This window comes from Streptomyces sp. MJM8645 (assembly GCF_001625365.1).
Taxonomy (GTDB): Bacteria; Actinomycetota; Actinomycetes; order Streptomycetales; family Streptomycetaceae; genus Kitasatospora.
The window spans coordinates 3,124,360-3,147,574 of the sequence record NZ_LJJF01000001.1; the positions used below are offsets into that span (position 1 = coordinate 3,124,360).

Annotated in this window: 20 protein-coding genes; 11 read left to right on the forward strand and 9 right to left on the reverse strand. The window is 72.6% G+C overall.

Annotated features, from left to right (window positions below; all coding sequences use genetic code 11):
• The first annotated feature begins 28 nt into the window (after positions 1-28).
• Together A6F73_RS13230 and A6F73_RS13235 are read left to right on the forward strand one after the other, a co-directional pair.
• On the forward strand, positions 29-301 hold the full coding sequence (locus A6F73_RS13230) for a type II toxin-antitoxin system prevent-host-death family antitoxin (RefSeq protein ID WP_063351171.1): 273 nt from the start codon (positions 29-31) through the stop codon (positions 299-301).
• On the forward strand, positions 298-558 hold the full coding sequence (locus A6F73_RS13235; RefSeq protein WP_063347982.1) for a Txe/YoeB family addiction module toxin: 261 nt from the start codon (positions 298-300) through the stop codon (positions 556-558). Before A6F73_RS13230 ends, A6F73_RS13235 begins: the two co-directional genes overlap by 4 nt.
• 57 nt (positions 559-615) lie before the next feature.
• Here the strand turns inward: A6F73_RS13235 and A6F73_RS13240 are convergent, their stop codons facing one another.
• Positions 616-1,374 (reverse strand): GntR family transcriptional regulator, encoded by a 759-nt coding sequence (locus A6F73_RS13240; RefSeq protein ID WP_063347983.1) that lies wholly within the window; start codon positions 1,372-1,374, stop codon positions 616-618.
• A gap of 197 nt (positions 1,375-1,571) precedes the next feature.
• On the opposite strand from A6F73_RS13240, the gene A6F73_RS13245 reads away from it, so the two are divergent.
• The gene (locus A6F73_RS13245) at positions 1,572-1,790 is read left to right on the forward strand and encodes a hypothetical protein (protein WP_063347984.1); all 219 of its coding nucleotides are present in this window, start codon (positions 1,572-1,574) and stop codon (positions 1,788-1,790) included.
• 246 nt (positions 1,791-2,036) lie between these two features.
• On the opposite strand, the gene A6F73_RS13250 is transcribed toward A6F73_RS13245, so the two are convergent.
• The gene (locus tag A6F73_RS13250; protein ID WP_063347985.1) at positions 2,037-2,321 is read right to left on the reverse strand and encodes a hypothetical protein; all 285 of its coding nucleotides are present in this window, start codon (positions 2,319-2,321) and stop codon (positions 2,037-2,039) included.
• Positions 2,322-2,536: 215 nt separating this feature from the next.
• Between A6F73_RS13250 and A6F73_RS13255 the strand changes: the two genes are divergently transcribed.
• From A6F73_RS13255 to A6F73_RS13265, 3 genes are all read left to right on the forward strand, one after another.
• Positions 2,537-5,512, forward strand: a complete 2,976-nt coding sequence (locus tag A6F73_RS13255) for a BTAD domain-containing putative transcriptional regulator (RefSeq protein ID WP_079135649.1) — start codon at positions 2,537-2,539, stop codon at positions 5,510-5,512.
• Positions 5,513-5,983: 471 nt separating this feature from the next.
• Complete coding sequence (locus A6F73_RS13260) at positions 5,984-6,748, forward strand: class I SAM-dependent methyltransferase (RefSeq protein ID WP_079135650.1); 765 nt, start codon at positions 5,984-5,986, stop codon at positions 6,746-6,748.
• An 80-nt stretch (positions 6,749-6,828) separates the two neighbouring features.
• Entirely contained in the window at positions 6,829-8,712 is a 1,884-nt protein-coding gene (locus tag A6F73_RS13265; RefSeq protein WP_063347987.1) for an ATP-binding SpoIIE family protein phosphatase, read from the forward strand.
• A gap of 68 nt (positions 8,713-8,780) precedes the next feature.
• Here the strand turns inward: A6F73_RS13265 and A6F73_RS13270 are convergent, their stop codons facing one another.
• Positions 8,781-10,967 (reverse strand): MMPL family transporter, encoded by a 2,187-nt coding sequence (locus A6F73_RS13270; protein WP_063347988.1) that lies wholly within the window; start codon positions 10,965-10,967, stop codon positions 8,781-8,783.
• A 155-nt stretch (positions 10,968-11,122) separates the two neighbouring features.
• On the opposite strand from A6F73_RS13270, the gene A6F73_RS13275 reads away from it, so the two are divergent.
• Positions 11,123-11,746, forward strand: a complete 624-nt coding sequence (locus A6F73_RS13275) for a TetR family transcriptional regulator (protein WP_063347989.1) — start codon at positions 11,123-11,125, stop codon at positions 11,744-11,746.
• A gap of 20 nt (positions 11,747-11,766) precedes the next feature.
• Here the strand turns inward: A6F73_RS13275 and A6F73_RS13280 are convergent, their stop codons facing one another.
• Positions 11,767-12,717 (reverse strand): LysR substrate-binding domain-containing protein, encoded by a 951-nt coding sequence (locus A6F73_RS13280; RefSeq protein WP_063347990.1) that lies wholly within the window; start codon positions 12,715-12,717, stop codon positions 11,767-11,769.
• Positions 12,718-12,909: 192 nt separating this feature from the next.
• Here A6F73_RS13280 and A6F73_RS13285 point away from each other — a divergent pair, with 192 nt between their 5' ends.
• The gene (locus A6F73_RS13285) at positions 12,910-13,461 is read left to right on the forward strand and encodes a peroxiredoxin (protein WP_063347991.1); all 552 of its coding nucleotides are present in this window, start codon (positions 12,910-12,912) and stop codon (positions 13,459-13,461) included.
• A gap of 3 nt (positions 13,462-13,464) precedes the next feature.
• A complete protein-coding gene (locus tag A6F73_RS13290; protein ID WP_063347992.1) occupies positions 13,465-14,007 on the forward strand; it encodes an alkyl hydroperoxide reductase in 543 nt (180 codons plus the stop codon).
• Between the two features lie 75 nt (positions 14,008-14,082).
• Here the strand turns inward: A6F73_RS13290 and A6F73_RS13295 are convergent, their stop codons facing one another.
• From A6F73_RS13295 to A6F73_RS13310, 4 genes are all read right to left on the reverse strand, one after another.
• Positions 14,083-15,474 (reverse strand): AI-2E family transporter, encoded by a 1,392-nt coding sequence (locus tag A6F73_RS13295; protein WP_079135652.1) that lies wholly within the window; start codon positions 15,472-15,474, stop codon positions 14,083-14,085.
• 472 nt (positions 15,475-15,946) lie between these two features.
• Positions 15,947-16,705: a transglycosylase SLT domain-containing protein gene (locus tag A6F73_RS13300; protein ID WP_208869075.1), complete on the reverse strand. Its 759-nt coding sequence runs from the start codon at positions 16,703-16,705 to the stop codon at positions 15,947-15,949.
• Positions 16,706-17,138: 433 nt separating this feature from the next.
• Positions 17,139-18,473, reverse strand: coding sequence for a PhoH family protein (locus A6F73_RS13305; protein WP_063347994.1), 1,335 nt, complete (start codon positions 18,471-18,473; stop codon positions 17,139-17,141).
• 206 nt (positions 18,474-18,679) lie between these two features.
• Entirely contained in the window at positions 18,680-19,474 is a 795-nt protein-coding gene (locus A6F73_RS13310) for an isoprenyl transferase (protein WP_208869076.1), read from the reverse strand.
• A gap of 445 nt (positions 19,475-19,919) precedes the next feature.
• Here A6F73_RS13310 and A6F73_RS13315 point away from each other — a divergent pair, with 445 nt between their 5' ends.
• Positions 19,920-21,533, forward strand: a complete 1,614-nt coding sequence (locus tag A6F73_RS13315; protein ID WP_063347995.1) for a glycosyl hydrolase family 18 protein — start codon at positions 19,920-19,922, stop codon at positions 21,531-21,533.
• Positions 21,534-21,673: 140 nt separating this feature from the next.
• Here the strand turns inward: A6F73_RS13315 and A6F73_RS13320 are convergent, their stop codons facing one another.
• Positions 21,674-22,387, reverse strand: coding sequence for a prepilin peptidase (locus tag A6F73_RS13320; RefSeq protein ID WP_159398444.1), 714 nt, complete (start codon positions 22,385-22,387; stop codon positions 21,674-21,676).
• Positions 22,388-22,483: 96 nt separating this feature from the next.
• Here A6F73_RS13320 and A6F73_RS13325 point away from each other — a divergent pair, with 96 nt between their 5' ends.
• A complete protein-coding gene (locus tag A6F73_RS13325; protein WP_063347997.1) occupies positions 22,484-23,191 on the forward strand; it encodes a hypothetical protein in 708 nt (235 codons plus the stop codon).
• The last annotated feature ends 24 nt before the right edge of the window (positions 23,192-23,215 follow it).

The window sequence follows — 23,215 nt, forward strand, 5'->3', positions numbered from 1 at the left end:
AACCGGTACGAACATGGAGGGCATGGCGATGGCGATCAGTGCGAGCGAGGCACGCACCCAGCTCTTCCCGTTGATCAAGAAGGTCAATGACGACCACGCCCCGATAAGGATCACCTCCAGAAGCGGGGACGCGGTCCTCATGTCGGCCGAGGACTACGACGCGTGGCAGGAGACGATCTATCTCCTGCGCTCTCCCGCCAACGCCCAGCGGCTCATGGCGGCCGTCGCCCGCGACAAGGCCGGCCACCCCGGCGTCACCAGGACCCTGGAGGAGTTGGAAGCCCTGGCGGGTGAGGTGTGAGGAGTGTCCACTTCGACCCGGACGCCTGGGAGGACTTCCTGTTCTGGCTCGGATCGAACCGGAAGATGGCCCAGCGGATCACCCGCCTGGTCGGCGAGATCCAGCGCGACCCCTTCAGCGGGATCGGCAAGCCCGAGCCACTGAAGGGCGACCTGGCCGGCTACTGGTCACGCCGGACGGACGACGAGCACCGCCTGGTGTACCGGGCCGACGAGAAGGAAGTGATGATCCTCAAGGCCCGCTACCACTACCAGTAGCGACGCACCCCGCCCCGGCCGCGTTCGTCGCGACCGGGGCGGCCGCGTTGCGCGTGCTCACGCGTCGAAGTCGTACTCCAGGACGTAGGAGGCGGCGTCGAGGATCATCTCGTTGAGCTCGACGACCTGGCCCTCGTCGGCGAAGGCGGTGCGGCAGATCAGGATGACCGGGGTGCCCGCCGACAGCTCCAGGCGGGCCGCCTCCTCCGCGCCGGGCATCCGGGAGCGGACCTCCTCGCGGAAGTGGACGGGCTTCGCGCCGATCTCGGCCAGCCGGGCGTAGGTGCCGCCCGGACCGGTGTCCTCGCGGGTGATGGCCGTGCCGGCGACCAGGCCGGCCGGCAGGTAGGAGGTCGACAGCAGCACCGGCTTGCCGTCCAGCACGAAGCGGCGGTGCCGTACGCACATCGACGCGCCCGGATCCACTCCCAGCACCCGGGCGACGTGCTCCGGCGCGCCCCGTTCGGTGACGGACACCTGGTCGACCACCAGCAGGCGGTTGTCGATGTCCGCCGACCATATCGACCGGCCCGAGCCCCACTGCCCCTGCGCCAGCCGCTGGATCCCGCGCCGGCGCAGCGGCCGGAAGTCCCGGACGAAGACCCCCGCGCCCCGGCGCGCCTCGGCGATGCCCTCGCTCTGCAGCACGCCGAGCGCCTGGCGGGCGGTCATCCGGGCCACACCGTACTCGTCCATGAGGTCGTTCTCGCCCGGCAGCCGGTCACCCGCGCGGTACCGGCCGTCGTCGATGGCCGCCTTCAGCGTGTCGGCGATCCGTTGGTACTTGGGCTGTTTGTCGCCACTGCTGCCGGTCATCGCCGCTCCCTCTCCCTCGGACAAATCGTAGGCGCGACCGCGGCGGACGGTAAGCGGCTACGACTGTTGACATCTCTAGAGATATTAGCTTCTCTAGAGATGCTGGGTAGTCGCCGAGCACCACACACACGGACAGCGACCAGGGCGCGGCCCCCACCCGGCGCCGCACCCGCACCAGAACAGCGAGGAGCAGTGCGGTGAGCACCCGTCAGCGCGACTCCGCGGCCTACCGGCCGCACGTGGGTGAACTCGTCCTCGACCGGAGGACCGGACGCACCGGCATCTACATGGACACCATCGGCGGGGAGCACTACCTGCGCCCCGAGGGCGGCGGCCTCGAATGGACCGCCGAACCCGGACGGGTCTCGCCCGTTCCCGGGCCCCGCGATTCAGCCGAATACGATCTTCCGCGCTAATTGCGGCAAAAAGCACGCAAACAGCAGCATTCCCACCCGCAATCCCCCCGAGTGAATCCGGAATTCCGGAACGCCCCGCACCCACCGTCGGGCACGTTACGGATATCGCCGGTCACCATGAGTGCACCACGGGCTGGATTCGGCCACCGGGCGGGCACCGGTGCCGAATGGGGCACGCCCAAAACCCACAGCGCCCCCGTGCCCGGACCGGGACACGAGGGGCACGGGGCCTACGGCCGGACCGGCTTACGGGTGGCCGGAGATCATGCCTTCCGGCTCGTACCGCTTGCCCGGCCCGCCCGTGGCCGGCGCGACGGGCTCCACCACGTGCGCGGCCTCGTCCCCGAACAGGTCGTTCTCGATCGCCGCCTTCTGCGCGTCGGACGGCGCGGTGTACTCGGTCGTGTTCGAGGACGCGGCCACCGCGTCCTCGACAGCCTTGCCCGCCTCCACAGCGACGGCCGGGGCATCCGTCGTCGCCGCGTTCTCGGGCGCCGACGCCACCGGGGTCTCGCTCTGGTCGTTGGCCATTGGGCGGCCGCCTTTCGGTCATCAAATGTGTCTCGCCCGACCTCCGTGGCACGGGCGTGCGGACAGTATCGTAGGGTTGATTAAATGTCCGATAAACACCGTGCGGCTTGCGCTGCCGTCCGGCAGAGTCGGGCGTCCGCCTAAGCTGAAGCACCACGGCGGACCGCCGAGCGCCCTTTCACGGAATCGACACCACAGGCCATCGGGGGACTTTCATGGAGTTTCGGGAGACGCCGCAGACCTCTGCGCTGCGCTTCCAAGTCCTCGGTCCGGTCCAGGCCTGGCTCGACGGCAAGCCCCTTTCCCTCGGATCCCCCCAGCAACAGGCAGTTCTGACCACCCTTCTGCTGCATTCCGGACGCCCGGTCACCACACAGGACCTGGTCGACGCGCTCTGGGGCGAGCGACACCCGGCCCAGGCGGTGGCGGCGCTGCGCACCTACGTCTCCCGCCTGCGCTCCGTCATCGAGCCCCGGCGGGAGGTGCGCCGGCCCTCCGAGCTGCTGATCTCGGTCGCCGACGGCTACGCGCTGCGCATCCCGGGCGAGGCCCTCGACCTGACGGTCTTCGAACGGCTCTCCGCCGAGGCCGCGGCCGCCCGGGCCGCGGGCGACAAGCACGAGGCGCACCGGCTGCTGGCACGGGCGCTGGACCTGTTCAGCGGCCGGCCGCTCACCGGCATCCCCGGCCCCTACGCCGACACCCAGCGGCTGCGGCTCGCCGAACGACAGGTGGCCGCCGCCGAGGAGCTGTGCGCCGTCGCCCTCGACATCGGCCTGCACGCCGAGATCGTCGGCGAGCTGAACAGCCTGACGGCCGAACACCCGCTGCGCGAGCGCCTGAGCGAGCTGCTGATGCTGGCGCTGTACCGCTGCGGGCGCCAGGCCGAGGCGCTCGGCGTCTACACCGACACCCGCAAGCTGCTGATCGAGGAACTCGGGGTCGAACCCGGTGCCGGCCTGTCCGCGATGCACGCCCGCATCCTGGCGGCGGACCCGACGCTCGCCCTCCCGGCCGTACCGGCCCCGGTGAGCCGCGAGGACGGTCCGGCCGCTCCCCCGGCGCCCGCCCAACTCCCGGCCGACGTATCGGACTTCAGTGGCCGCACCGACCTGGTGAGCGACCTCTCGACGGTCCTGATGAACGCCACCGGCCAGGCCGTGGTGGTGACTTCACTGGCCGGTATCGGCGGGGTCGGGAAGACCACCCTCGCCGTCCACGTCGCCCACCGCGTCCGCGGCGAGTTCCCGGACGGGCAGCTGTACGTCGACCTGCGCGGCGCCGGCACCTCGCCGGCCGACCCGGTGGCCGTCCTGGGCGACTTCCTGCACGCGCTCGGCGTCACCGACAGCCCCGACTCCCTCGAACAGCGCGCCGCCCTCTACCGGTCGCTGCTCGCCAGCCGGCGGATGCTCATCCTGCTCGACAACGCGCGCGACGCCGAGCAGATCCGGCCGCTGATCCCCGGCGTCTCCGGCTGCGCCGTGCTCGCCACCAGCCGCTCCCGGCTGGCCGGCATCCCGGGTGCGCAATTGTTCGACGTCGAGGAGCTGACCCCGAACGAAGCGCTGGCGCTGTTCTCGGCCATCGTCGGCGAGCAGCGGGTCGCCGCCGAACCGGAGGCGGCCATGCAGGTGGTCACCGCCTGCGGGTTCCTGCCGCTCGCCGTCCGCATCGCCGCCGCCCGGCTGGCCAGCCGTCCGCGCTGGAGCGTCTCCGACCTGGCCAGACGGTTAGCCGACCAGCGGCGGCGACTGGACGAACTCCAACTCGGCAACCTCGCCGTGGAGACCACCATCGGACTCGGCTACGGCCAGCTCTCGGCGGACGAGGCCCGCGCCTTTCGGCTGCTCGCCCTGATCGACTCCCCCGACATCCCGCTGCCCGCCGCCGCGGCGCTGCTCGGCGCGAACGAGTACACCGCCGAGGACCTCGCCGAAGCGCTGGTCGAGGCGAACATGCTGGAGTGCTTCACCCCCGGCCGCTACCGCTACCACGACCTGCTCCGGCTCTACGCCCAGCGGCAGAACGAGCGGATCGGCGACACCACGGAGCAGGAGCGGGCGGTGCTGCGCCTGCTCGACCTGCTGATCCCGACCGTCCGCAACGCGGCCCAGGTGATCGAGCCCGACGACCAGCTCCCGGAACCGCTCAACCCCCTGGGCTCGTCAGGCCTGGACCTGCCGACGAGCCAGGACGCCCGGCAGTGGCTGCGGACGGAGATCACCTTCCTGCTCAGCGCCGTCGAGGCGGCCGTGCGAGGACCGGACTTCGTGCTGCGCCCGGCCGTCGACCTGCTGATCGTCCTGAACAGCCTGGTCACGGATCCCACGCACGGCTCCCGGATGCGCCGGTTCCTGGTGACCGCCGAGCGCAACGCCGCCGCCTACGGAGACGCTGCCGCCCTGGCCCGGGTGCACTTCGCCTTCGGCACGCTGCAGTCGATCACCAATGACTTCCAGGGCGCCGAACAGTCGCTCCGCAAGAGCCTGAGCCTTCAGCGCTCCGACGACATGACGATCCTGCGGTCGGCGGCGAGCAACGACCTGGGGATCATCCTCAGCCTGACGAACCGCCCCGCCGAGGCCATCCCGCTCTTCGAGCAGGCCCTGGGCATCAGCCGGGTGGTCCGCGTTCCGATCAACGAAGCCCGGCTGCTCGGCAACATGGCGCGGGCACAGCTCAAGCTGGGAGACACCGAGACCGCTGTCCGCTCGGTCATCGAGGCGGTGGCGACGGCCCGGACGTCGAGCAACGGCCCCTGCCTCGCCGACACCCTGTACCAGACCGGTGTGGTGCTCGCCTCCACCGACGAGCCGAGGGCGGCGGTGGGCTACCTGCGAGAGGCCCACCAGCTGTTCCAGGCCCAGCAGAATCCACTCTGGGAGGGCTACACCCTCGCCCGCCTGGCCTCCGCCCTGCTCGCCGCCGGACAGCACGCCGAGGCGGCCGAGGCGGCCGGCGAGTCGCTCGTGATCGCCCAGGAACTGGACGCCGCCTACTGCCAGGGCCTCGCGAACGCCACCCTCGGCGAGGCGCTACTGGCGCTGGCGCAGCCCGCCCGCGCGCTCGCCTGCCTGCGCGAGGCGCACGCGATCTTCACGCGGCTCGGTGTGCCGGAGGCCTCCCCCGTGGCGGACCTCATTTCCCAACAGCACACCGAGCCTCCCCCATCTTCCCCAGCGCCGTAGGTCTCCGCCCCCCGGCAGAGCCCCTACCCCCGTTGTGCGCGTCGGCGCCCCCGCAGCCCCCCGGCTGCGGGAGCGCCCTCAACGCTTCCCCGGCGCTGGACTCCACTCTGCACTCCGGCGATTGACGTTCGATAAACGCCCGACGGTCGGCCCTCGGCCCGGCGAAACCGCAGGTCAGCCGTTCCACCACGGCGCGCCATGCGGCGCGCGGAGCCCGCGCGCACCACCCCCGCCCGCACCGTCGTGCTTCCGCAACCCCGTCCACACCGGCCCAAGCATGACGAGTTGGCTGGAAAGGGACCCCATGGCGCAGAGATCACGCATATTCTCAGATGCCAGTACACACACGAGTGTCTGCCGGCAACGTGTGGGCCGGCGAGGCAGGACGGGCGCCGGGGCGGACGGCATCCCGCTCCCGTGCGGCCGCGTGCAGCCGGCCGGAGGCCACGGGTGGAAGGGTGCCTCTCAATCGTGACGACCGGACAGATATCCGACTCGTTCCCCGTCGACGAGGACGCGGGAGACGACGGGCCCGACGTGCGGCGGCGCCGGGCGGCGCGTGCCCTGCAAGCCGTCGCCTTCGACACCATCGGTGCCGGGTACGGCGAGGCGTTCCCGGCCAAGGACGGGCAGCTGGCCTGCGGACGGCAGCTGCTGGCCGAGCTCGAACCCGGCGCGCGGGTGCTGGACGTGGGCTGCGGCACCGGGGACCCGACGGTCCGGCAGCTGGTCGCGGGCGGGCTGCGGGTGACTGGGATAGACCTCTCGGACGTGATGCTCTCGCTGGCCCGGCAGGCCCGGTTCCCGGGCGAACACCCGCCGGAGTTCCATCGGATCGACCTGTTCGATCTGGCCACCGAGCGCGCCGGGCAGGTCTGGAACGCCCCCGGACTGGGACCGCTGGGCAAGGACGGGTTCGCCGCCGTCACCGCGTTCTTCTCGCTGATCCTGCTGCCGCAGGACGAGATCCCGACCGTGCTCGCACGGCTGCGCGAACTCCTCCGGCCGGGCGGACTGCTGGCGCTCGGTATGGTCGAGGCGGATCTGGATCACGTTCCGCTTCCGTTCCTTGGCAGAGAGCTGCGGATCAGTGGGTACCTGAGGGAGGATCTGGAGCGGGTTCTCGTCACGGCGGGCTTCACCGTCGAGGAGTGCTCGGGGCATCCGTACGCGCCGGCCAGCACCACGCTGCCGCCGGAGGAACAGCTGTTCCTGTGCTGTCGACGCGTCGGCTGACCCACCGGACGGCAGCAGGGCCCGCCAGCAGGACACCGCAGACCACCACAGAGACCACACCGAATCCAGGACAGGCAGCCGTGCGCGACCAGCTCAAGACCGAGGGCGGACAGCCGCCTGCCGTCCCGGGCCAGCGCGGCCTGCCCCTGGCACCAGCTTCAGCACCGGTGCCAGCACCGGCACCGGCACACCAACCGACCGCGCGCCCGGAGCGCGAGGACGTGGCCGGCCGGCTCGGCTACCTCGACCTGGCCACCCGGCGGATCAACAGCGCGCTCGACCTGTCCGCGACGCTGCGCAACATCGGCCGGGTGCTCGTCCCCACGCTGGCCGACGCCGCCGTGGTCCACCTGCGCGATCCGCTGCCCAACGTCGAGCGCGAGCCCGGCTTCCCGGACGAGCTGCGGATCCACCACAGCACCGGCACCCGGATCGGGCGGCGCGGCCGGCCCAGCGGAGCAGACGACCGGCACCGCTCCCGGTACGGCTCCCGCTCCACCGCCGACACCGGCCCCGCCACCCCGGTGACCCGCGGCGGGGCGCTCGCGCACGCCCTGCTGAGCCGCCGCCCCGCCGAGTCCGCGGTGCTCGGCTCGCCCGGCGCCGAACGCACCGAGGCACTGCTGCGCGAGCTGTACGGCACCCGCGGGCTGGCCCGGCTGGCCGCGGGCACGTCGGTGCTGGCCCTGCCGCTGCGCGGCCGCAAGGCCGTGCTCGGCCTGCTGGTGCTGATCCGCCGCCCTCCTGAACGCACCGGCCGGCCCGCCTTCGACGCCGCCGACACCGCGACCGCCGCGCACCTCGCCACCCAGGCGGGGCTGGCGGTGGACACCGCCCTGCGGTACGCCCGCGAGTGGGAGATAGCCAACGAACTCCAGCGCAGCATGCTGCCGTTGCGCCTGCCGCAGCCGCACGGCGTGCGCCTCGCCCAGCGCTACCTGCCGGGCGAGCGCGGCGCGCAGGTCGGCGGCGACTGGTACGACGCCGTGCCACTGCCCGGCAACCGGGTCGCCCTGATCGTCGGCGACGTGATGGGCCACTCGCTCACCTCGGCCGCCATCATGGGCCAACTGCGCACCAGCGCCCAGACCCTGGCCGCCCTCGACCTGCCCCCGCACGAGGTGCTCTACCACCTGGACGAGCAGGCCCAACGGCTCGGCCGCGAACAGCACCTGGCGACCTGCGTGTACGCGGTGTACGACCCGATCGCCAACCGGGTGGTACTGGCCAACGCCGGGCACGTCCCGCCCGTCCTGGTCCGGCCGGACGGCACCGCCGAGTTGGTGGAACTGGACTCCGGGGCCCCGATCGGGGTCGGCGGGGTGGACTTCAACTCGGTCGAGCTGCCCGCCCCGCCCGGCTCGGCCCTGCTGCTGTTCACCGACGGCCTGGTGGAGACCCGCAGCCGCCCGATCAGCGACGGCCTGGAGGTGCTCCGCGCCCGGATCGCCGCCGCCCGCTGGCAGTCCCCCGAACAGTTGTGCCAGGAGGCGCTGCGGATCCTGCCGCCCGGCGACCGCGGCGACGACATCGCCCTGCTGGGCGCGTGCTTCGACGGCATCCCGGCCGGGGACGTCGCGCACTGGTACCTCCAGCCGCGCAACGAGACGCCCGGCCGGGCCCGCCGGCTGGCCGCCCACACACTGCGCCGCTGGGGGCTCGGCGAGCTCAGCGAGGCGACCGAGCTGATGATCAGCGAGCTGGTGACCAACGCCGTCCAGCACGCGACCCGCCCGGTCACCCTGAGCCTGGTGCGCACCACCCGGCTGCGCTGCGAGGTCGGCGACGACAGCCCGCTGCTGCCGCGGCCGCGCCGTACCGGGCCGGAGGACGAACGCGGTCGCGGCCTGCAGATAGTGGCCCGGTGCGCGGACCGCTGGGGCGCCACCCGGCTGGGCACCGGCAAGGTCGTCTGGTTCGAGCAGCGACTGCCCCAGCCGCCCGTCGAGCCGCGGCTGCCGTAACCGCCCGGCCGCTCGTCGAGCCACGGCTGCCGCGGCTCAACGGGTGGCTGCGGGCGCCCGGGAGCGGTTCAGACCCCGGCGGACTCCTTCGCCGGCTGCTCCGCCGGCTCCAGCCGCGCGATCAGCTGCTCGCCCTCCATGTCGACCCGCGGTACGACCTTCTCCAGCCGCTTCGGGAACCACCAGGCGGCCTTGCCGAACAGCGCCATCGCGGCCGGCACCAGCGCCATCCGCACCACGAAGGCGTCCACCAGCACGCCCACCGCGAGGGCGAAGCCGATCGGCTGCACGATCGGGTCGTGGCCGAAGACGAACGAGCCGAACACCGACACCATGATCAGCGCCGCCGCCGTGACCACCCGGGCGCCGCCGCGCACCCCGGCCACCACGGCGTCCCGCGGCGCCTTCCCGTGGACGTACTGCTCCTTCATCCCGGAGACCAGGAACAGCTCGTAGTCCATCGCCAGCCCGAACAGCACGCCGATCAGCAGGATCGGCACGAAGCTCACCACCGGCCCGACCTTCGGCACGTCGATCAGGCCGTCCAGCCAGCCCCACTGGTAGACCGCGACCACCGCGCCGAGCGAGGCGGTGATGCTGAGCAGGAAGCCGGCCACCGCCTTGAGCGGGACGAGCACCGAGCGGAACGCCAGCGCCAGCAGCACCACCGCGATGCCGACGATCACCGCGAGGAACGGCGGCAGTGCCTGGCCGAGCTTGGTGGAGACGTCGATGTTGGCGGCGGTGGTGCCGGTGACGGCGATGTCCGCGCCGGTCGAGGTCTTGAGCGGCGCGCGCTGGTCGCGGATCTCGTTGACCAGTGTCCTGGTGCCGGCGTCGTCCGGTCCGGTCTGCGGGATGACGGTGAGCAGGGCGGTGCGACCGGCCTGGTCGACGGCCGGGGGCAGCAGTGTCCGCACGCCCGGCAGGGTCTGCAGCCTGGCCGCCACCCCCTGCACCGCCTGCTCCGGCTGCGGCGCGCCCCCGGCGTCCACGACGACCACCAGCGGCGCGTTGAAGCCCGGCCCGAAGCTCTCGCCGACCAGGTCGTAGGCCTTGCGCGCATCGGTGCCGGCGGCCTGCGAACCGCCGCCCGGCAGGCCGAGCTGGAGGCTGGCTGCGGGCACCGCGAGCAGGCCCAGTCCGGCCAGTCCGACGAGCAGCACGGCCAGCGGGCGGCGGACCACGAAGCGGCCCCAACGCTCGCCCAGGGTGGTGCGGCCGCCGGTGCGCAGCGCCCGCTTCCAGACCGGCAGCCGGTCGATGGCGCGGCCGGCGAAGCCGAGCAGCGCGGGCAGCAGCGTGATCGCGACCAGGACGGCCACCACGACGGCGCCGGAGGCGGCCAGGCCCATCACGGTCAGGAAGGGGACGCCGGCGACGGCGAGCCCGGCGAGCGCCACGACGACGGTGAGGCCGGCGAAGACGACGGCGCTGCCGGCGGTGGCGGTGGCGCGGGCGGCGGCCTCGTCCGGCTCCAGGCCCTCGTCCAGGTGGCGGCGGTGCCGGGAGAGGATGAACAGCGCGTAGTCGATGCCGACGGCGAGACCGACCATCAGGGCCAGCACCGGCGCGGTGGTGATGATCTCGAACGAGCCGGACAGCGCCATGATCGCGGCCATCGCCACGCCGACCCCGACCAGGGCGGTCAGCAGCGGCAGCCCGGCGGCGACCAACGAGCCGAGGGTGATCACCAGGACCACCCCGGCGATGGCCAGACCGATCGCCTCGCCGCCGTCGACCTGCGCCATCCGGTTGTACGCGTCGCCGCCGAAGGCGACGTCCAACCCGGCCGCGCGGGCCGGTTCGGCGGCGGCCTTGACGGCCTCGCGCTGCTGGTCGGTGACGTCGGCGAGCTTGTGGTCGAAGGAGACCAGGGCGATAGCGACCCGGCCGTCCGGTGAGACGGCGTGGGTGGCGTACGGGTCGGGCACCGCGGCCACGCCGGGGACGGCGGCGATCCGGGCGACCGTCTCGCTGACCGCCCTGCCCGCCTCGGGCGTGGTGGCGCCGCCGGGCGCGGGGGCCGCGAAGACGACCTGGGCGGAGCCGTGGCCCTGCTCCGGGAAGGTGTCCTTGATCCGGTCCAGGGTGGTCTGCGCCTCGGTGCCCGGCACCTTGAACTCGTCGCTGGTCTTGCCGGCGAAGGCACCCGCGGCCCCGCCGACCGCGATCAGCACGGCGATCCAGACCGCCAGCACCGCCCGCCGTCTCCGGAAGCAGTAGCGGCCCAGTCGGTAGAGGTACGTGGCCATGGGTGACCCCTCGGTCAGATCGTCGGGCAGGCAGGTGCCTGAACAGGTCGCGGCCCACCGTACGCGCAACATTGTCAGGCGACAAAGTTAGCCGACAGAATCGAGCGACGGAATCGCTCGACGCAGTTGTCCGACCATGGCGATACCCTGGCTGGATGGCTCATGTCCCCGCCTCCGAACGCCGACCGCAACTGGTCCAGGCCGCCCTCGACCTGATGACCCGGGAGGGGGTCGCCGCCGGCAGCACCCGGGCGATCGCGGCCGAGCTGGGCGTGGCGCAGGCGACGGTGCACTACACCTTCGGCACCAAGAAGGACCTCTACCGGGCCGTCGTCGAGCAGCTGACCGCCGAGTTCATCGGCCACGTCCGCGCCGCCTACCCGGGCGACGGCTCCTTCGGCGAGCAGGTCGCCACACTGGTCCACGCGCTCTGGGAGAGCTCGACCGGCACGGACGGGCGCTGCCTGCTGCTGAGCGAGTTCGCGGCGCTGGCGATGCGCGACCCGGACCTCCAGGAGATCATGCGGGCGCTCCAGCACGGGATCGAGCGCACCGCGGCGGAGATGCTCACCACCCTCGCCGAGGCGCACGGCCTCGAACTGGCCACGCCCGCCGAGGAGATCGCCGTCCACTTCCTCACCGGCTTCGACGGCCTCACCGACCGCTACCTGGCCCTGCGCGCGCCCGGCGAGCAGCCCGACCACGGCACCCTGCGGGCCCTGGACCTGCTGGTGGCCACCACGGTCGGACTCTGCCTCGGCGCCCCGGCGAAGCCGTAACCCCGTAAGGCCGCAGGCCGCTAGGAGGCGATCCGGACCGGGAGTTCGGCCAGCACCTCGCGCAGCGCGGCCGCGAAGCGCTCGTACTCGGCGCTGCGGGCCGAGCCCGGGCGGGTGGCCAGCCCGATCCGGCGGCCGGGGGTCGGGGCGGCGAAGCGGACGGCGGCCAGCCGGTCGGTGCGGCCGGCCTCGACGTCCAGCGCGGTGGCGGGCAGCAGCGTCACCCCGAGGCCGCCGGCGACCAGCTGGACCAGGGTGGACAGGCCGGCCGCGCGGGTGGTGGAGCCCCCGGGATCGGCGCCGACCTCACGGCAGATGTCGAGGGCCTGGTCGCGCAGGCAGTGGCCCTCCTCCAGCAGCAGCACGTCCAGGTCGAGCAGCACGTCGCGCGGGACGTCGATCCGCCCGGCGAGCGGGTGGTCGGGCGGGGTGACCAGGACGAAGTCCTCGTCGAACAGCGGGATGTCGCGGGTCGGCGAGGTGCCGCCGGCCGGGAGCGCGAGCAGCAGGACGTCCAGCCGCCCGGCGGCCAGCCCCTCCAGCAGCGCGGGGGTGCGCTCCTCGTGGACGTGCAGTTCCAGCTCCGGGAAGCGGTCGCGGACCAGCCGCAGCACGGTGGGCAGCAGGTAGGGCGCGACGGTCGGGATGACGCCGAGGTGCAGCGGCCCGGTGAACGGGCGGCGGGCGGCCTCGACCTCCTCGGTGAGGGCTTGCAGCGAGGCGAGCACCCGGCGTGCGTGCTCGCGCACGCGCTCACCCAGGGGGGTGATAATCACCCTGCGCGTCGTACGCTCGACCAGCTGCGCGCCCAGCGACTCCTCCAGTGCCGCGACCGCCCCGGACAGGGCCGGCTGGCTGGTCCCGGTGGCGGCGGCCGCCTCCCGGAAGTGCCGGTGCTCGGCGACCGCGAGGAAGGCCTTGAGCTGGGCGACGGTCGGCGCCCGGGGGCTGCGGACTGTGGCGCTCGCCACAGCGGCCTCGGGTTTGGCGGCGGCGCCCCTGCGGGGGCGGGGCCGCGACGTGGGCGGTTCGATACTGATAGCCATCTCCGATCAGACACATCAAGTGTAGCTATTTCCCTGATCAGTCCACGATGTGGAACCGTAGGAGGTGTCCGGAATCCGGACAAAACTCCCCTCAGTCTCACTTCAGGAGAAGCGAACGTGCTCACGATCGGTGACAAGTTCCCCGAGTTCGAACTCAACGCCTGCGTCGACCTGGACGCCGCGAACGCCTTCGCCGAGATCAACCACAAGTCCTACGAGGGCAAGTGGAAGATCGTCTTCTTCTGGCCGATGGACTTCACCTTCGTCTGCCCGACCGAGATCGCCGCGTTCGGCAAGCTGAACGACGAGTTCGCGGACCGCGACGCCCAGATCCTCGGCGTCTCCGGCGACTCCGAGTTCGTGCACCACGCCTGGCGCAAGGACCACAAGGACCTGCGCGACCTGCCCTTCCCGATGCTGGCCGACGTCAAGCACGACCTGATGCGCGCCTGCGGCGTCGAGGGCGCCGACGGCACCGCCCAGCGCGCGGTGTTCATCGTCGACCCGAACAACGAGATCCAGTTCGTCATGGTGACCGCCGGCTCCGTCGGCCGTAACCCCAAGGAGGTCCTGCGGGTGCTGGACGCCCTGCAGACCGACGAGCTGTGCCCGTGCAACTGGACCAAGGGCGAGGACACCCTCGACGCCCAGGCCCTGCTGGCGGGCTGACCCATGGCCCTCGACGACCTGAAGGCCGCCCTCCCGGACTACGCCAAGGACCTCAAGCTCAACCTGGGCTCGGTCATCGGCAACTCCGACCTCCCCGCCCAGCAGCTCTGGGGCACCGTGCTGTCCTGCGCGATGGCCACCCGCAGCGCCGCCGTGCTGCGTGAGCTGGAGCCCGAGGCCAAGGCCAACCTCTCCCCGGAGGCGTACACCGCCGCCAAGGGCGCGGCCGCGATCATGGGGATGAACAACGTCTACTACCGGACGCTGCACCTGCTCTCCGACAAGGAGTACAGCACGATGCGGGCCGGTCTGCGGATGAACATCATCGGCACCCCGGGCGTCGAGAAGGTCGACTTCGAGCTCTGGTGCTTCGCCGTCTCGGCCATCAACGGCTGCGGCCAGTGCCTCGACTCGCACGAGGCCGTGCTGCGCAAGGCCGGTGTCGAGCGCGAGGTCGTCCAGGCCTCGATGAAGATCGCCGCCGTCCTCCAGGCCGTGGCGGGCGTCCTCGACTCCGAGGCCGCCCTCGCCGCCGCCGGCGCCTGACGGACCCCGCACCAACGCCGACGGGCCCTCCCGGACACCACGTCCGGGAGGGCCCGTCGGCGTTGTGCTTCGGCCTCAGCCGTCCGCGGCCGGGGCTGCGGAGGTGCGGCCCGCGGCCTCGCGGGCGGCCTCCATGGCGGTGAAGACGGCCTGGCCGGCCTCGTTGCGGCGGCGCAGGTGGGTGATCACGGTGTTGGTGACGGCGATCAGCGGGACGGCCACCACCGCACCGCCGATGCCGCCGATGATGCCGCCGGCCGCGACGCCGAGGACGACGCCCAGCGGGTGCACCCGGACGGCCCGGCCGAGGATCAGCGGCTGCAGGATGTGGCTCTCTATCTGCATCACCGCGACCAGCACGATCAGCACCATCAGCGCCGTCCACGGCCCCTCGGTGACCAGGGCGATCAGCATCGCGACCGTGCCGGTGACGAGTGCGCCGACCAGCGGGACGAAGGCGCCCAGGAAGATGATCACGGCCAGCGGCATCGCCATCGGCACGCCCAGCAGGTCGATGCCGATGCCGATGCAGACCGCGTCGATGAAGGCCACGCAGACGGTGCCGCGCACGTACGCGGTGAGCGTCGCCCAGGCCTTCGGGCCGGCGCCGGCCATGGCGAAGCGGGAGTGCCGGGGCAGTCCGCGCAGCGCCCAGTTCCAGATCCGCGCGCCGTCGTAGAGGAAGAAGAAGGTGGTGAAGAAGGCCAGCGCCACGGCGGTCAGCACCTCGACGGCGATCTGCGCGCCGGTCAGGCTGGCCGAGGTGATCTGGTCGGTGTTGGTGGTGATCGCCTTGCCGATCTGGTCGGCGTAGTCGTTGATCTGCTGCTGGGTCAGGTGCAGCGGCCCGGTGCTCAGCCAGTCCCGCAGCTGGTCGACGCCGTCCTTCACCTTGCTGGTGACCGTCGACAGGTTGGTGGACACCTGCCAGACCACGAACCAGCCGACCAGCCCGATTCCGGCCAGACCGCTCAGGAACACCCCGCCCGCCGCCAGCGAGCGCGGCACCCCGTGCCGACGCAGCCAGGAGACCGTCGGCTCCAGCAGCGCGGAGATCAGCAGCGAGGCCAGCACCGCGAAGGCGACCAGCCGCAGCATGTCGACGATGTAGAAGACGACGTAGAGCGCGCCGCCGAGCAGCAGCAGCCGCCAGGTCGACTCGGCGGCCACCCGCAGCCCCCAGGGCACGGCCTCGGCCGGGGTGGCGGGCCGGCCGGGGTGGTAATCCCGCGCCAGGCCGGGCGGTGCCACCGGCGAGGGGGCCGCCGGGGCGGCGGCCGGCACCGCGGCGGGTTCGACCCGCGGGGCCGGCACCGGATCGGGCGCCTCGGCCAGTGCGGGGACGGCGAGCTCGTGCGGATCGGCCGCCATCGCGGCGCGCCGGCGCCGTTCGATCACGGCGGCCGCGCTCGCCACCACGGCCATGCCCTTGGCCACGGCCTTGAAGGCCTTTCCGCCCCGCGCCATCCTCGCTACCACCGCTCCCCTGCTGAGCCGCCGTGCCCGGCGGTACGCCGTGGGTCCCGCCACGGCCGTCAGGGATGACGCTACCCGGCGGCGGCCCGGCCAGTCCGGCCCCCGCCAGGTTCGGCTCGAACAACCTCGCCATCAAACCGGGGCAAAACGCCAGGTTTCAGATGGTTTCGGACCGAGATCGCTGGGGAGGAGTCGGGACGAGGCCCCCAGGGGAGAGCGAGGCCTCGGACCACGGACCAACTGTCGGCGGACCGGCCGGTGCGGGAAGCGACCAGGACCCCTTCCCGCGCCCCGCGTCCGCACCGGGCCCGCACCGCCCGCAGGCGCACTGGTCAGCGCAGCCCGGGCGGCGCGGCCCGACCCGGCTCCCGGTGGGCGGGAACGCGAAGGCCCCCGGTCGCTCGTCGGGCGAGACGAGCGGCCGGGGGCCGTACGGGAGTCCACCGCCGGACGGTGGCTGCTCCTAGTACCAGTTGTGGGACTGCCAGAACGACCAGGCGCCACAGGGGCTGCCGTAGCGGCTGTTCATGTAGCCCAGGCCCCACTTGATCTGGGTGGCCGGGTTGGTGCGCCAGTCGGCACCGGCCGAGGCCATCTTGGTGCCGGGCAGCGCCTGGACCAGGCCGTACGCGCCGGAGCTCCGGTTGGTCGCGGTGTAGTCCCAGCCGCTCTCGCGCTTCACGATCTGGCTGAAGCACTGGAACTGGGTGTCGTCACCGACGACCTGCCGGGCGATGTCCTGGACGGATCCGGGGCTGGTCGAGACCGGCGGGGCGCTGTTGTCGGTGGCGGCCATCGCCGAACGCGCCTTGGAACGGTTGGCAGCGGCCTCGTCGGCCTTGCGCTTGTCCTCGGCGGCCTTGGCAGCCTTGTCCGCGTCGGCCTTGGCCTGGGCATCGGCCTTCGCCTGGGCGTCCGCGGCGGCCTTCTGGCGCGCGGCCTCCTCGGCGGCCTTCTGCTCGGCGGCGGCCTTGGCCGCGGCGTCGGCGGAGGCCTGCTGGGCGGATGCCTGCTGGCCGATGTTGTCACTGATGGTCTGCGCCTGGGCGCCAGAGGGGACTTCGGCAAGCAGGGTCGCGCCCGCGACGTCGACCGTCTGCGTCGTCTTGCCCTCGCTGCCCGAGGCCACACCCACGACGGCACCGACAGCGGTGACGGCGGTGGCGGAGGCCACAGCGACTCCCCGGACCGAGATCCGAGTCACATGGATTCCTTCCAGCATCGCCCACGCGTGACCGTGCGGGCGCAACATGCCCCTTGGCACTGACCTCCGCAGGTGCTCTGGTCACGGGAGGTGCTGGCCCGGCGTCCGGCCGAGGTGAGGCGACCGGGCGTTGGAATCGGGCGGCGTACGGCTCATCGGTCTTCAATTATGCGTCCACCGACCGGAGTTGGTGGACCATCCGGGGCCGGACTCGTGGAGTCCGGAAGCCCTGCCACGCCGTACGCGGGGCCTGACAGAACCCTCACCATGCCGCACCGGACGCTGTCGACGCAATTCCCGTTCGCGTGGCGCACGTCACATTCACCGCACGGGAGTTCTTCGGACGGAAAGCACTCGATGTGATGAAAGGGATGAGGGCCCGCCCCGTCAGGAGCGGGCCCCACATCAAGAGTTGACCGTATTGTCCGACTATGTCCTGGTCAGGGACGGATCACGGGTGGATGTCCTCCAGCATCTCCGTGACCAGCGCCGCGATCGGCGAACGCTCCGAGCGGGTGAGCGTGATGTGCGCGAAGAGCGGATGCCCCTTCAGCTTCTCCACCACCGCCACCACGCCGTCGTACCGGCCCACCCGGAGGTTGTCGCGCTGCGCCACGTCGTGGGTGAGCACCACCCGCGAACCCTGGCCGATCCGGGACAGCACCGTCAGCAGGACGTTCCGCTCCAGCGACTGGGCCTCGTCCACGATCACGAAGGCGTCGTGCAGCGAACGACCCCGGATGTGGGTCAGCGGCAGCACCTCCAGCATCCCGCGGGAGATCACCTCCTCGATCACGTCCGGGGTGGTGACGGCGGAGAGGGTGTCGAAGACCGCCTGCGCCCAGGGGCTCATCTTCTCCGTCTCGGAGCCCGGCAGGTAGCCGAGCTCCTGCCCGCCGACCGCGTACAGCGGCCGGAAGACCATCACCTTGCGGTGCTGCCCCCGCTCCAGCACCGCCTCCAGCCCCGCGCACAGCGCCAGCGCGGACTTGCCGGTGCCCGCCCGGCCGCCCATCGAGACGATGCCGACGTCCGGATCGAGCAGCAGGTCCAGCGCCACCCGCTGCTCGGCGCTGCGCCCGCGCAGTCCGAACGCCTCGCGCTCGCCGCGCACCAGCCGGACCCGGCCGTCGCCGGTCACCCGGCCGAGCGCCCGGCCGCGCTCCGAGGTGAGCACCAGCCCGGTGTGCACCGGCAGCTCGTCCGCCCCCTCGACGTCCACCGCGGCGTCGTGGCCGGCCGCGAACAGCGCGTCCACCTGCTCCGCCGGGACGTGCAGCTCGGACATCCCCGTCCAGCCGGAGGTGATGGCGAGCTCGGCCCGGTACTCCTCGGCGAGCAGGCCCACCGAGCTGGCCTTGATCCGCAGCGGCAGGTCCTTGGAGACGACCGTGACGTCGTACCCCTCAGCCTGGAGGTTGCGGGCGACCGCGAGGATCCGCGAGTCCGCCTCGCCGCCGCCGACCCGGTAGCCGGCCGGCAGTATCGACAGGTCGGAGTGGTTGAGCTCGACCCTGATGGTGCCGCCGAGCTCGCCGACCGGGATCGGCTCGTCGAGCCGGCCGTGGCGGATGCGGTAGTCGTCGAGCAGTCGCAGCGCCTGGCGGGCGAAGTAGCCCAGCTCCGGGTGGTGCCGCTTGGCCTCCAGCTCGGTGACGACCACCACCGGCAGGACGACCTCGTGCTCCTCGAAGCGGGTCATGGCGAGCGGGTCCGCCAGGAGCACGCTGGTGTCGAGAACGTACGTGCGCCGGTCTGGCGTCCGGCGGCTCTTGGAACTGACCACTAGGCCTCCAGAGCGGATGACCCTGCGTCATCCGCGGCAAGCCGGCCCCCGCTGCCCCGGTGGCCTCGGGACCGGACTGCCTGGAGTATTCCCAGGCGAGGGGCGGTGCATTCGCGCCCCCGGCGAACTGACGGATCATTGCCGGTGAACGTTTGGCCTCACCAGGGCTCCGGGTAGGCCAGCCCTACGGCGGTCACTTCACCCGTTCAGAGGCCCAGTCGCCGGTTGCGCTGCTCGAACGCCCGCAGCGCCCGCAGGAAGTCGACCTTGCGGAAGGCCGGCCAGTACGCCTCGCAGAAGTAGAACTCGCTGTGCGCGCTCTGCCAGAGCAGGAAACCGGACAGGCGCTGCTCGCCCGAGGTGCGGATGATCAGGTCCGGGTCGGGCTGGTTGCGGGTGTAGAGGTGCTCGGCGATGTGCTCGACGTCGAGGATCTCGGCCAGTTCCTCGATCGAGGTGCCGCGCCCGGCGTGCTCCTGGAGCAGCGAGCGGACGGCGTCGGCGATCTCGTGCCGGCCCCCGTAGCCGACCGCGACGTTGACCGTGATGCCGTCGATGTCGGCGGTCTCCTCGGCGGCCCGCTTGAGCACGTCGGCGGTGTGCTGCGGGAGCAGGTCCAGCGCGCCGACCGGGTGGACCTTCCAGCGGCGGGCGGCGGCCAGCCCGGTGACGGCGTCCTCGATGATGCCCAGCAGCGGGACGAGCTCGTCGGCGGGGCGGTCGAGGTTGTCGGTGGAGAGCATCCAGAGGGTGACGACCTTGACGTGGGTCTCGTCGCACCAGCCGAGGAACTCGCTGATCTTGTCGGCGCCGCGCTGGTGGCCGTACACGGTGGTGCCCCCGGCGGCCTTCGCCCAGCGGCGGTTGCCGTCCAGGATCACGCCGATGTGGTGCGGGGTGCGGGCGAGGTGGACCTCGACCCGGCGGCCGTAGAGCCCGTACATCCCGCCCAGCAGGGTACGCAGACCCGGCGTCCGTTCGGCGACATCGCGCAGACCCATGATTCCCGGCCCCTCCGTGCTCGTTCAGCTGGTGCGTCAACGCCCCGGCGCAGCCTACTCCGGCGGGCAGGCACACGGTAAAGCCGCAGGTAGCGGTCTGGTCACGGTCCTGTACGGAGTCCGTCCCGGCGGGCGTGTCGCGGGCCTTCCCCGGCAGCTCCGACGGCGGACACGGAACGGTCTCCGAATCCTTAAAGAATCCGTAAGCCGACTGTCCAATGCTTGACGACCGGCAATGGTCTAGTCCAGCTTTTGATCCAAGGCGGAACGAACCCCACGGTCCCGCCCCACCCCCACGCACCACCGTGCACCGAACCATGCACCGACGCGGTCGCCCACCCCCACGTACGACGACCCCACGCACCACGACGGACCTCCCCTCCCCCACACGCGGCCGCCGCGCCCCCCACCGCGGCGGCCGCTCCCTCCCCAGGAGCGTCACCCCATGGCCCGTACGCTGAACCAGCCCGCGCACAAGCGCCGGCGCAGCCCCCTCCCGGCCGTCGCGGCCGGCGCCACCGCCCTCGCCCTGGCCGGCGGCGGCCTGGCCCTCTTCGCCGGCGGCGCCAGCGCGGCCGTCGGCAACCTGGTCACCAACGGCGGCTTCGACAGCGGGCTGGGCGGCTGGAACTGCGCCGGCGCGGCGACCACCGTCTCCTCCCCGGTCCACTCCGGCACCGGCGCACTGCAGGCCACCCCGGGCGCCGGCGACACCGCCGAGTGCACCCAGACCATCAGCGTGCTGCCCAACACCAGCTACACGCTGAGCGCCTGGGTCCAGGGCCCGTACGTCTACCTCGGCGCGCGCGGCACCGGCGGCACCGACCCGTCCAACTGGTCGAACCAGAACAGCTGGAACCAGCTGTCCTCCACCTTCACCACCGGCGCGAACGCCACCAGCGTCACCGTCTACCTGCACGGCTGGTACGGCCAGAGCGCCTACCTCGCCGACGACGTGAGCCTGATCGGCCCCGGCGGCCCGTCCACCCCGAGCCCGACCGCCACCGCCACCCCGTCGCCGACCGCCACGCCCACCGCGACCTCCTCCCCCACCGCGACCGGCACGCCGACGGCCACCGCCACCCCGACCGCGACGCCCACCCAGACCGCCACGCCGACCCCCACGGCCACCGCGACCTCCACCACCCCGCCCGCCACCGGCCTGCCCGCGCACGCGGTCACCGGCTACTGGCAGAACTTCGACAACGGCTCGACCCCGCAGCGCCTCGGCGACGTGCAGAGCGCCTACGACATCATCGCGGTGTCCTTCGCCGACTCCGTGCCCACCCAGACCGGCGCGATCAGCTTCACCCTCGACCCCGGCCTGTCCAAGGCCCTCGGCGGCTACAGCGACGCGCAGTTCCGCGCCGACATCAAGGCCAAGCAGGCGGCCGGCAAGAAGGTCGTCCTCTCCATCGGCGGCCAGAACGGCGCGATCACCGTCGGCGACGCCACCGCCGGCAACAACTTCGCCAACAGCGCCTACGCGATCATCAAGGACTACGGCTTCGACGGCATCGACGTCGACCTGGAGAACGGCGTCCAGGCCGGCCCGCTCGGCAACGCGCTGCACACCCTCCAGGCCAAGGTCGGCCCCGGCTTCATCCTGACCATGGCGCCCGAGACGATCGGGATGTACAGCACCGCCGGCGCCTACTTCCAGCTGGCGCTGAACACCAAGGACATCCTCACCGTCGTCAACACCCAGTTCTACAACTCGGGCGGCATGAACGGCTGCGACGGCAAGGTCTACAACCAGGGCACCATCGACTTCATCACCTCGCAGGTCTGCACCCACATCCAGGGCGGCCTGCGGCCCGACCAGGTCGGCATCGGCGTCCCCGCCTCCGCCAAGGCGGCCGGCGGCGGCTACGTCTCGCCGACCGTGGTGAACAACGCGCTGGACTGCCTGGCCACCGGCAACAACTGCGGCAGCTTCGTCCCGCCGGCCAAGTGGCCGACCATCCGCGGCGCGATGACCTGGTCCACCAACTGGGACGCCAACAACGGCAACGCGTTCTCCAACGCGGTCGGCCCGTTCGTCCACAAGATGCCGTAACCCCCCACCGCCAATCCCCCACCGGCGCGCCGCTCCTTGAGGGTGGGGCCTGCGCGCCGGCGGCGGGGCCCGCCGTACCCGACCCGGTACGGCGGGCCCTCCCGCGTCCGGGCCGGTCCGGGCGCCACCGGGCCCGGGCGCTACCGGGCCAGCACCGCCAGCAGCGCGCCGAGCAGCAGGAACGGTCCGACCGGGAGGTCGAGCCCGCGCACCGGGCGCCGGCGGGCCAGCGCGACGGCGGCCCGCAGGATCGCCCAGAGCCCGGCGAGCACCACCGCGGCGAACAGCCCGCCGACCGCCACCGGCCAGCCGTACCAGCCGAGCAGCCCGCCCAGCGCGAACCCCAGCGGGGAATCACCCGGGCCCAACGCGCCGATCCAGACCGCCAGTTCGAGCAGCGCCCCGACCGCGAGGGCCACCAGCAGGCAGCGCAGCAGCACCCCCGGGCGCCCCGCCACCAGCGCCGCCACCGACAGCAGGGCGGCCACCCCGCCGGCCAGCGGCAGGGTCAGCCGGTACGGCAGCCGGCGCACCCTGGCGTCGACGAAGCCGAGTACCACGCCGAGCCCGGCCGCCCAGCCCAGCGCCGCGACCGACGGCCCGTCCGCCGCGTACGCCAGCCCGGCGGCGACCACGGCCGCCACCAGCTCCACCGACCAGGCCCCCGCGCCCAACCGCTCCCGGCAGCCCGGACAGCGCCCGGTGGGCGGCAGCAGCCGCACCTCGCGCCCGCACAACGGGCAGGCACCGCACCAGGGTTCGCCCTCCGGCACGGCGAACCGGGCGACCAGCCCGCGCAGCAGCGGAGCCACCAGAAATCCGGCCAGCACCGCACCGACTGCGGCTACCATCACCGGCGCACCCCCTTTTCGATCAACGCCCGCACGTCCGTGCGGCACCCGGGGACCGGGCGGGGCGCACCGACCACATCATCCAACGGGGGAACGACCATGACGAAGACCCAGTCCATCCGGAGAATCGCGGCCGGCCTACCGGCGGCGGCCCTCGTCCTGGCGCTGTCGGCCTGCGGGCCGGACAACGCCGACCCGGCGGCCGCCCCGAGCGCCCCGACCGCGCCGCCCACCGGCGCCGCCACGGCTCCCGGCGCCCCGACCGGCGCCGCGGCCCCCACCACCCCGGGCGCCCCGGCGGCCCCGACCACCCCGGCCGGACCGCAGCCGTCCGTCACCGCCGGCGGCAACAACGTCACCCAGGTCAGCTACGACCGCCCGCTGCCGCTCGGCAGCGCCGGCCGCTACGTCGGCAAGAGCTCGGTGGTGGACGCCGCCGCGGTCTCGATCGTCAAGGGCACCGCCGCGGAGATCGCCCCGTTCAACCTCCCGTCGACGACCACCAGCGGCAAGACGCCGTACTACGTCACCGTCTCCTTCACCAACCGCACCGGCGCCCCGCTGGCCGAGGACGCCTACATGATGCGGGTCTGGATGAAGCCCAAGGACCACTCGGCGGGCGCGCTGCCGGCCGCGACCCTGCAGAAGGCGATCCCGCAGTGCGACACCCGGTCGCTGGTCACGCTCGCGGACGGGCAGTCCGTCAAGCTGTGTGCCGTCTATCTCGTCCCGAACGAGGCCCCGCCCAGCTTCCTCACGTACGGGAACATCCTGGACACCGCGCCCCTGGTTTGGAAGGTCGGCTGACAGCCCCGCCTGCCGATCCAAGGA

Excerpts from the sequence above, each read along its gene's own strand:
- A6F73_RS13230 (WP_063351171.1), top strand. The coding sequence starts at position 29 with ATGGCGATCAGTGCGAGCGAGGCACGCACCCAGCTCTTCCCGTTGATC.
- A6F73_RS13240 (WP_063347983.1), bottom strand. The coding sequence starts at position 1,374 with ATGACCGGCAGCAGTGGCGACAAACAGCCCAAGTACCAACGGATCGCC.
- A6F73_RS13250 (WP_063347985.1), bottom strand. The coding sequence starts at position 2,321 with ATGGCCAACGACCAGAGCGAGACCCCGGTGGCGTCGGCGCCCGAGAAC.
- A6F73_RS13255 (WP_079135649.1), top strand. The coding sequence starts at position 2,537 with ATGGAGTTTCGGGAGACGCCGCAGACCTCTGCGCTGCGCTTCCAAGTC.
- A6F73_RS13270 (WP_063347988.1), bottom strand. The coding sequence starts at position 10,967 with ATGGCCACGTACCTCTACCGACTGGGCCGCTACTGCTTCCGGAGACGG.
- A6F73_RS13275 (WP_063347989.1), top strand. The coding sequence starts at position 11,123 with ATGGCTCATGTCCCCGCCTCCGAACGCCGACCGCAACTGGTCCAGGCC.
- A6F73_RS13290 (WP_063347992.1), top strand. The coding sequence starts at position 13,465 with ATGGCCCTCGACGACCTGAAGGCCGCCCTCCCGGACTACGCCAAGGAC.
- A6F73_RS13295 (WP_079135652.1), bottom strand. The coding sequence starts at position 15,474 with ATGGCGCGGGGCGGAAAGGCCTTCAAGGCCGTGGCCAAGGGCATGGCC.
- A6F73_RS13300 (WP_208869075.1), bottom strand. The coding sequence starts at position 16,705 with ATGCTGGAAGGAATCCATGTGACTCGGATCTCGGTCCGGGGAGTCGCT.
- A6F73_RS13310 (WP_208869076.1), bottom strand. The coding sequence starts at position 19,474 with ATGGGTCTGCGCGATGTCGCCGAACGGACGCCGGGTCTGCGTACCCTG.
- A6F73_RS13315 (WP_063347995.1), top strand. The coding sequence starts at position 19,920 with ATGGCCCGTACGCTGAACCAGCCCGCGCACAAGCGCCGGCGCAGCCCC.
- A6F73_RS13325 (WP_063347997.1), top strand. The coding sequence starts at position 22,484 with ATGACGAAGACCCAGTCCATCCGGAGAATCGCGGCCGGCCTACCGGCG.